Origin of the sequence: Amycolatopsis iheyensis, assembly GCF_024703995.1 — a bacterium.
Taxonomy (GTDB): domain Bacteria; phylum Actinomycetota; class Actinomycetes; order Mycobacteriales; family Pseudonocardiaceae; genus Amycolatopsis; species Amycolatopsis iheyensis.
This window is the reverse complement of sequence record NZ_JAMXQV010000030.1, coordinates 127,306-135,380: the sequence shown is the minus strand read 5'-3', so window position 1 is coordinate 135,380 and position 8,075 is coordinate 127,306. Positions and strand designations below refer to the sequence as shown.

General features: G+C 73.9%; 6 protein-coding genes. 3 read left to right on the top strand and 3 right to left on the bottom strand.

Features of this window, described 5'->3' with window-relative positions; all coding sequences use genetic code 11:
• Window positions 1–216: 216 nt before the first annotated feature.
• A complete protein-coding gene (locus tag M8542_RS40915) occupies window positions 217–837 on the bottom strand; it encodes a dihydrofolate reductase family protein (RefSeq protein WP_257925764.1) in 621 nt (206 codons plus the stop codon).
• Window positions 838–855: 18 nt separating this feature from the next.
• Here M8542_RS40915 and M8542_RS40910 point away from each other — a divergent pair, with 18 nt between their 5' ends.
• Both M8542_RS40910 and M8542_RS40905 read left to right on the top strand, forming a co-directional pair.
• Entirely contained in the window at window positions 856–1,722 is an 867-nt protein-coding gene (locus tag M8542_RS40910) for a LysR family transcriptional regulator (RefSeq protein ID WP_257925763.1), read from the top strand.
• Between the two features lie 162 nt (window positions 1,723–1,884).
• A complete protein-coding gene (locus M8542_RS40905) occupies window positions 1,885–2,352 on the top strand; it encodes a mycothiol-dependent nitroreductase Rv2466c family protein (RefSeq protein WP_308210326.1) in 468 nt (155 codons plus the stop codon).
• Between the two features lie 59 nt (window positions 2,353–2,411).
• On the opposite strand, the gene M8542_RS40900 is transcribed toward M8542_RS40905, so the two are convergent.
• Window positions 2,412–4,049, bottom strand: coding sequence for a vWA domain-containing protein (locus M8542_RS40900; RefSeq protein WP_257925762.1), 1,638 nt, complete (start codon window positions 4,047–4,049; stop codon window positions 2,412–2,414).
• A 169-nt stretch (window positions 4,050–4,218) separates the two neighbouring features.
• Here M8542_RS40900 and M8542_RS40895 point away from each other — a divergent pair, with 169 nt between their 5' ends.
• Window positions 4,219–7,221, top strand: a complete 3,003-nt coding sequence (locus tag M8542_RS40895) for an AfsR/SARP family transcriptional regulator (protein WP_257925761.1) — start codon at window positions 4,219–4,221, stop codon at window positions 7,219–7,221.
• Here M8542_RS40895 and M8542_RS40890 read toward each other — a convergent pair.
• Window positions 7,205–7,990, bottom strand: coding sequence for a Calx-beta domain-containing protein (locus tag M8542_RS40890; protein WP_257925760.1), 786 nt, complete (start codon window positions 7,988–7,990; stop codon window positions 7,205–7,207). The genes M8542_RS40895 and M8542_RS40890 overlap by 17 nt on opposite strands.
• Window positions 7,991–8,075: the final 85 nt, after the last annotated feature.

Below are 8,075 nucleotides of genomic sequence, written 5' to 3'. Positions count from 1 at the left end.
CGCAAACGCTGGACGATGCGCTGGAAACCCGCGTTGAACGCGTTCGAGATCGCGTTCGACGGCCGCCTGGCCGCCGGACGCAAGTAGATCCTTTCAACCCGAGTTACACCGCTCGTTTGACAGACCCTCGTCGGGATCGATGTAGAGCGGGTAGTTGACGTGGTGCTCCTCCGACGGCCGTGGGAACTCAGGAGGGAGCCGGCCGAGGCCTGGGTGTCACGACAGCCCTCGGTAGGTCACGTGCGTGATCAGGCTCGTCGTCCGCGCCGTCACCTGGTCCAGCTTCAGCGGCGGGACACCGTCGAAGATCCGGGTCCCGGCGCCGAGGGTGAGGGGCGCGATGTGCAGGCGCAGCTCGTCGATCAGACCGGCGGCGAGGTACTGGTTGATGGTGGTCGCGCCGCCCAGGATGCTGACGATGCCGTCGCCGGCCGCCGCGCGTGCCTGGGCCAGTGCGGACTCGATGCCGTCGGTCACGAAGTGGTAGGTGGTGCCGCCCTCCATCGGCTGCGGCCGGCGTGCGTGGTGGGTGAGGACGAAGACCGGGACGTGGAACGGCGGGTTGTCTCCCCACCAGCCGTTCCACTGCCGGTCCCACTCGCCACGCACCGGGCCGAACATGTTGCGGCCCATGATGACCGCCGCGTACGCGCCGAGCTGGTCGATCTCCGCCCGGTTCTCGTCCGGAGCCTCGGCGAACCAGGCGTGCAGCCGGTCGCCCCAGCCGTCGCCGCCGTCGCCGCCGAACGGCCGTTCCTCGGTCTGGTTGAGCCCGGCCGAGTACCCGTCCGCCGAGATCGTGATGTCGCCGATCACCCGCATTGCCGTCCTTGTCATGCCCTGTCTGCGCCCAGCATGAAACAGAAGGTCCTGGCCGCGGTGGCCCGACACGGGTCAGTGACCGGAGCGGCCAAGGAGCTGCACTACTCCCAGCCCTCGGTGAGCCATCACCTGTCCCGCCTGGAGGCGGCCACCGGCGTCCGGCTCCTGCAGCGGATCGGCCGTGGCGTCCGGCTGACGCCGGAAGGGCAGCTGCTGGCCCACCGGGCCGCCGAGATCCTGGGCCGGGTCGACGCCGCGGCCAACGAGCTCGCGGCACAGGTCGGCCTGCAGGCCGGGCGGGTCCGGCTGGCCGCCAACGCCTCGGCGCTGAGCACCATCGTGCCCGCGGCGGTCGCCACGCTGGCGCGGGCACACCCGGGCATCGAGCTGAGCCTGATCGAGCAGCACCCGGTCGAGGCGCTCCAGCTGTTGCGCCACGGCGAGATCGACATCGCCCTCGTCTTCCGGCACGCCGACACCCAGGTGGAGGACGAGGAGTTCCGCCTGGTCCACATCGCCGACGACCCGATCTACCTGGTCAGCCGGCGACCCGGCGACAGCCTCGCGAACCACCGTCACTCCGCCTGGATCGGGGGTTGCGAGCGGTGCCAGAGCGAGCTGAACGCGGTGTGCCGGCACGAGGGCTTCACGCCCCGCATCGCCTCACTCAGCGACGACATGGTTGTGGTGCAAGCCCTCGTCGCCGCCGGCAGCGGCGTGACCACGCTGCCGGGGCTCGCGCTGCGCGCCCACCGCCGACCCGACGTCCACGTCACCGAACTCACCGGTTTCCACCGCCGAATCCACGCCGCCACCTACGGCGACCCACCCGACCCGCCCGCCGTCACCGCCGTACTGGCCGCACTCACCGAAGCAAGCACGCCCCTACCCGTGGCATGAGCACCGAAACCGCCGACATCGACTTCTACTTCGACCCGATCTGCCCGTTCGCGTGGATGACGAGCAAGTGGATCCGGCTGGTCCAGGCGCAGCGCGACTACGACACCCACTTCCCGCCGGAGTACCCCCGCCCAGCACACCGCGGGCCTGCGGCTGCTGCGGGTGGCGTCGGCGGCGCGGGAGAAGCACGGCCGTGCGGCGATCGGCCCGCTGTACGCCGCCTTCGGGGCCCGCATCTTCGAAACCGGGCCCGACGAGGGCAAGACGCCCGGCTGGCAAGGCACTCCCGACCTCGCCGACGCGCTCGACGACACCTCGCGCGACGCCCGGATCCAGACCGAGTCCGACGAGGCCCTTTCGCTGACAGGTAAGGACGTCGGGACGCCCATCGTCCACTTCGAACCCCCGGCGGGTGTCGCCTTCTTCGGGCCGGTGATCAGTCGGCTGCCCGACGAAGAGGAGGCCGGACAGCTGTGGGACCACGTCGTCGGGCTGGCCCGGTTCCCCGGCTTCGCCGAGTCGAAGCGCGGCCTGCGCGAACGTCCCCAGCTGCCGTCCTTCGGTGTCACGACACAGGAACCCGGCAAGACCGAGGACTGGCACGCAGGAAGCCGCCGGCTCAAGAACTAGCGCGAGCGGCTGTCGACCTGGGGCCGCGGTGCGCACCACGGCCCCAGATCATCGTCGGGTTACCGCTCGGCCGACAGCTGGAACTCGACGCCGCCGAGGTCCTCGTCACCGCTGGACTGGGAGACGCGGAAGACGAAGTCGGCGCCTGCCGCCGCGTCCGTCGCGGTGAACGTCACCGCCGTCTCCAGGCGTTCCTTCGGCTGGATCACCAGCCCCTGCAGGACCGCCTGCTGCCCGCCGGCGATTTCGACCTGCGTCTCCCCCACCGGACGCACGCCGACGCCCTTCTGGCCGCTCTGGCGCCAGCGCTCGGCCAGCACCTTGCCGAGGTCGACGACCACCTTGCCGGGGCCGCCCGCGAACGGCTTGCCGGGCTGGGTGAAGAGCAGGTCGGTCGTGGTGGCCCGCTCGAGGACCGGGTTGCCGAGGGTGAACGGGTGCGTCACCGGCGTGCCGGGCTTCAGCTTGACCGTGTCCACGTTGCGCCACGCGATGTTGTTGTTGTTCCGCGTGTTGACGAGCGTGTTGGAGCCGGTCAGCTCGGGGTAGGTCATCGGGTCGGTCGCCGAGATCCACCGGGCGAGCAGGCAGAAGTGGCCCGGCCCGGGCACCGCGGTCCACGGGATCGCCACCTGGGTGGAGCCCGGCGTCACGGTCACCGTCGCCGAGGAGCCGATCGGCGTCCAGTCCATCGGCCACAGCGCCGCGCCGCCCTGCGCGGTGTAGGAGACCTCGACGTGGCCGGTCGACGCGCCGGACCCGCCCGGGCCCGGGTTGTTCAGCGACACGACCACGTAGTTCGTCGCGCCGATGACCGGGTTGATCCCCGCGCACGGCGACGGCGACGGGCACACCCGGATGTCCGGGCTCGTCCAGATCGGGTTCAGCCCGTGCGGCGCGACCCCGGTGTCGGCCGGCGCGTCCTTGATGAACACGTCGGTCTTGCGGCAGTTCTTGAGCGCGTCGAGGATCGCCGCGCCCGCACCCGTGCCGTTGGCCGGCGTCGCCGCGTACGTGCCGCCGGTGGTGGTGGCGTAGTCCTGCATGATCGTCGAGATGCCGGGCAGCGTGTTCGTCTGGACGTAGACCGCCGAGACCTTGATGCCCTTGTTCGCCGCCTGCACCGCCCGCAGGTGGGCGTTGGCCTGGTCGGCCGCGGTGAAGGTGTCGTCGAAGCCGCCCGGGTGGGCGTCGGTCACCAGGATGACCATCTTCGTGGCGTTGGTGCGCCAGGTCCCGGAGAAGTTGCCGGTCTGGGGGCGTCCGGCGGCGGGCAAGTTGTTGACGGCGGTGTTGACCGCCTCGTCGGACGCTTCGGGCTCACCGCCGCCGCCCGTCGCGGTCAGCGCGTTGATCTGCGGGGTGACCGCGCCCAGGTTGAGCGGCGCGAGATCGGTCCGGACCGTGACGTCGTCCTTGAACGTGACGAGGCCGAGCTTGTAGTCGTTGCCGGAGTTGGTCTGCACCGCCGTGGCGATGTTGCCCAGCTCGTTCTTGATGTTGGTCAGCGCCGGGCCCATGCTGCCGGTGTCGTCGATGACGAACGCGACGTCGAGCGGCCCGCACGGCGACGTGGGCGGCGGTGCGACGGCCGGGGCCGCCGCCGCGGGGACCACGGGCAGGAACGCGGCCGCGGCGGCGAAGGCGAGCGCGGCGGTGAACGGTCTGCGGCGCCGGGGCCGCGGTCTGGTGCTCATCCGGTTTTCCCTCACAAGAGTCGGAACGGGGACGGGAACCGAGCGTCACCGCGCCCGGTTGTGAACCGGTTGTCGATGCACCCGCGGATCAGCTGGTTGGCTGTTTTCGCACGTCCTTCGCGCTGGTTAGGCTCGCTGAGCGGTGATGCCGCGTGGGAAGGAGCGGGGGGTGTCCCAACCCGGGGAGCTGCGCGTGCTGGGCCCGGTCGAAGCGGTCGGCCCGGCGGGGCCGGCGACGCTGCACGGGACGCGGCAGCGGGTCGTGCTCGGGGTGCTGGCGCTGCACGCGGGCACCGTGCTGCCGATCCCGCGGCTGGTCGACGTGCTGTGGGGCGAGGACCCGCCGCGCACCGCGGTCAAGACGCTGCACAGCCACGTCGCGCGGCTGCGTCAGGCGCTGGAGGGCTGCGGGTTCCCGGGTGTGCTGGTCACCCGTGAGCCGGGCTACCTGCTGACCGTCCCGCCGGTGGCGGTCGACGCGCACCGCTTCGAGCAGCAGGTCCGCGCGGGCGCCGCGGACCTCGCGGCCGGCGCCGCCGAGAAGGCGGCCACCACCCTGCGCGCGGCGGTCGCCCTCTGGCGCGGGGACGCCTTCGCCGACGCCGAACCCTCCGGCTGGGGCCGGCGCGAGGTGGACCGGCTGCACGAGCTGCGCCTGGGCGCGGTGGAAGACCTCTGGGACGCCGAACTGCGGCTGGGGCACCACGAACAGGCCGTCCGCGAGCTGCCCCGGCTGCTCGCCGCCGCCCCGAGCCGGGAACGGCTGACCGGGCTGCACCTGCTCGCGCTGTACCGCTGCGGGCGGCACACCGACGCCCTCGACGCCTTCCAGCGGCTGCGCCGCCGGCTGGCCGACGAGCTCGGCGTCGACCCCGGTCCCGAACTGCTGGCCCTGCACACGGCGATCCTGCGGCGCGACCCCGGCCTCGACCCGCGCCCGGCCACGACCGGGCCCTCGCAGCTGCCCGCGGGCGTCGGGCACTTCACCGGACGCGAAGCCGAGCTCGCGGCACTCGACGCGGTGCTCGAGGAGCCCGAGCGGCCGGTGGTGGTGCTGTCCGGGGCGGCGGGCATGGGAAAAACCGCGCTGGCACTGCACTGGGCGCACCGGGTCGCCGCCCGCTTCCCGGACGGCCGGCTGTTCCTCGACCTGCGCGGCGAGGACCCGGACGAGCCGCTGCCGGGCGCCCGGGCGCTGACGCACCTGCTGCGCGGCCTCGACGTGCCCGACGAGAACATCCCGGGCGACCAGGCCGGACGCGCCGCGCTGTACCGGTCGCTGCTGCACGGACGCCGGTGCCTGGTCGTGGTCGACAACGTCGCCGGTCTCGAGGACGTCCTGCCGCTCATCCCGGGCACCGGGCCGGCGCTGCTGGTCGTCACCAGCCGGCAGCACCTCGCCGCGCTGAGCACCCGCCACGCCGTGCGCCCGATCGCCCTGGACGCCTTCGGGCACGCCGAGTCCGTCGCGCTGCTGGACCGGGTGCTGGGCGCCGAGCGGGTGCGGCGCGAGCGGGGACCGGCCGCGCGGGTGGCGCGGCTGTGCGGCGGGATGCCGCTGGCGCTGCGCATCGCCGCCGCCCGGCTGGTGGGCGCGCCGAAGCGGCCGATCGCCGAGCTCGCCGCCGAGCTGGCCGGGGCCGGGCGGCTGGAAACCCTGGCCGTGGAAGGGGATTCCCGCACGGTCCGGGCCGTGCTCGCCACCGCCTACCGGCCGCTGGCCGCCGCGCAGGCCCGGTTCTTCCGCCGGGCCGCCCTCGGCCCGGGTGCCACCTTCAGCGCCGCGCTCGGGGCCGCGCTCTGCGAGGTGCCGAGTGGCGACGGCGAGCGCGTCGCCGCCGGGCTCGCCGCCACGCACCTCGTCACGGCCGCCGGCGCGGGCCGGTTCCGGTTCCACGACCTGATCCGCGAGTTCGCCCGGCAGTGCGCGCGCGCCGACGAACCCCCGGCCGCCCACGCCGAGATCGCCGACCGGCTCGTCGACTGGTACCTGGTGGCCGCGGCGGCGGCGAACCGGGCCATCGACCCGAACCGCGACCTGGTCACGCCGGCGCCGCGGTTCGCCGCGCCGGACGTGCCGGTCGGCGCCGACCGGCACGCCGCGCTGACCTTCCTCACCGCCGAGCGCGACAACTTGCTGCCGGTCGTGCGGTTCGCCCGCGAGCACGGCCGCGCCGAGGCCGCGTGGCAGCTGACGTACCTGCTGACCAGCTTCTACGACACGGCCGGGCACTGGCACACCCGCGTCGAGCTGTGCCGCGAGGGCACCGCCGCCGCGACCGGGCTCGGCGACCCGCTGGCCGAGGCGGAGATGCTGCGGGCGCTGGGCGTCGCGTACTTCATGACCCGGCGGCTGCCGGAGGCGCTGGAGACCAACGCGGCCGCGCTGCGGACCGCCCGGGCCGCCGGGGACGTGCAGGGCGAAGGGCACATCCACAACAACACCGCCAACGCCTACGCCGAACTGCGCCGCTTCGACGAGGCCATCGCCGCGCACCGGCTGGCGGTGGCCCGCAACGCCGCGGCAGGCAATGACCTCGGGCACGCGCTGTCCCAGCGCAACCTGGGCCACACCTACGTCCGGATGGGCCGGGCCCGGGAGAGCCTGGATCCGCTGACGGCGGCACTGACGACGTTCCGCGCGCTGGGCAACGCGCGGCTGGAAGCCGCCACGCTCGACACGCTCGGCGAGGCGCACCTGCAGCGCGGGGACCACCGCGCGGCCCTGGCGAGCCTCGGCGAGGCCCTCACGATCAGCCGCGTGCTCGGCGACCGCTGGCTGGAGTGGGAGTCACTGCTCGACACCGGCCGGGTCCACCTGGGCCGCGGCGACTTCGCCACCGCGTCGGACCACTTCGGGCAGGCCCTGGACCTCAGCCGCGACGTCGGCGACCGGCACGGCGAGGCGGCCGCGCTGGAGCACCTCGGGCGGGCGCGGCTCGGGGCGGGTGACCTCGCCGCCGCACGCGAGCACCTCGAACGCGGGCTGGCCGTGCGGGCCACGGTTCCCGACGGCTACGAGCAGGCGCACCTGCACCGCGACCTCGCCGACCTGGAAGCGCGGCTCGGCCGGCCCGCCGACGCGGCCCGGCACCGGGCCACGGCCGCCGCGTTGTACACCCAGGCCAACGCGACGGCCGAGGCCCGCGAGGTGGCTAACCGCCGGGCTTGATCGTCACCTCCGTCCGCGCGGCGCCGAGCTTGCCGGCCGACGTGCTGACCAGCTCCAGCACGAACCGGGACTCGCCCTGGCCGGGCTTGGCGGGCAGCAGCTCGACCACGGCGCCGCCGCCGGACGCGCCGGGCGGGATCGTCACCGTCGCGTCCTTGACCGGCACGTACGCCGGTTCGCCGCTGCCCACGGGCAGGGTGCGGTAGTGCACGGTGACCGGTGCCTTGGCCGGGCCGCCCAGGCCCACTCCGACCGAGCAGACCTTCCAGCAGATCTTGCCGCCGTCGGTGGAGACCACGACCGGGGGCCCGCCGACGCCGTCGTCGTCGAGGATCCCGCCGGCGGCCAGGTCGTCGGCCAGTACCAGGCCGACCGGGTCGGACAGGCGCAGCAGGAAGGGCTCGTTCGGCTCCCCGGCGGCGTCCTTGACGACCTGGACGGCGACGGTGCGTGGGCTGGAGTCGCCGTTCCAGCTCAGCTGTCCCGCGGCGGGAACGTAGTCGGCCTGGCCGGTCGCACCGGGCGAGCCGTCTTCGGTCTGGTAGGAAACCGAGCCGGTCGGCGCGCAGCCCGCGGCCGCCGTGACGGACACGGTGAACGTGAAGGTGGTGGCCGGGCTGGGCTCCCCCGCGGCCGGGGTGCCTTCGTAGAGCGTCCGGTCGGCGACCGACACCGACGCGGGCCCGCAGCCGGCAGCCACGGCTCCCGCGGGTGCCGCCGTACCCAGGCCGAGCAGGAGCACACCGACCACGAGCACCGCTGATCTCATCGAAGTCCCCTTGCGTCCGGGCCCGCGGGCAGCGCGCCACCCGGCATGCGTACCGCACCCTGGTTGCAGCAGGGTTGTGGCCGGT

Bases quoted from the DNA above. Each gene is read 5' to 3' on its own strand.
- M8542_RS40915 (WP_257925764.1), bottom strand. From the start codon at position 837: ATGACAAGGACGGCAATGCGGGTGATCGGCGACATCACGATCTCGGCG.
- M8542_RS40910 (WP_257925763.1), top strand. From the start codon at position 856: ATGAAACAGAAGGTCCTGGCCGCGGTGGCCCGACACGGGTCAGTGACC.
- M8542_RS40890 (WP_257925760.1), bottom strand. From the start codon at position 7,990: ATGAGATCAGCGGTGCTCGTGGTCGGTGTGCTCCTGCTCGGCCTGGGT.
- M8542_RS40900 (WP_257925762.1), bottom strand. From the start codon at position 4,049: ATGAGCACCAGACCGCGGCCCCGGCGCCGCAGACCGTTCACCGCCGCG.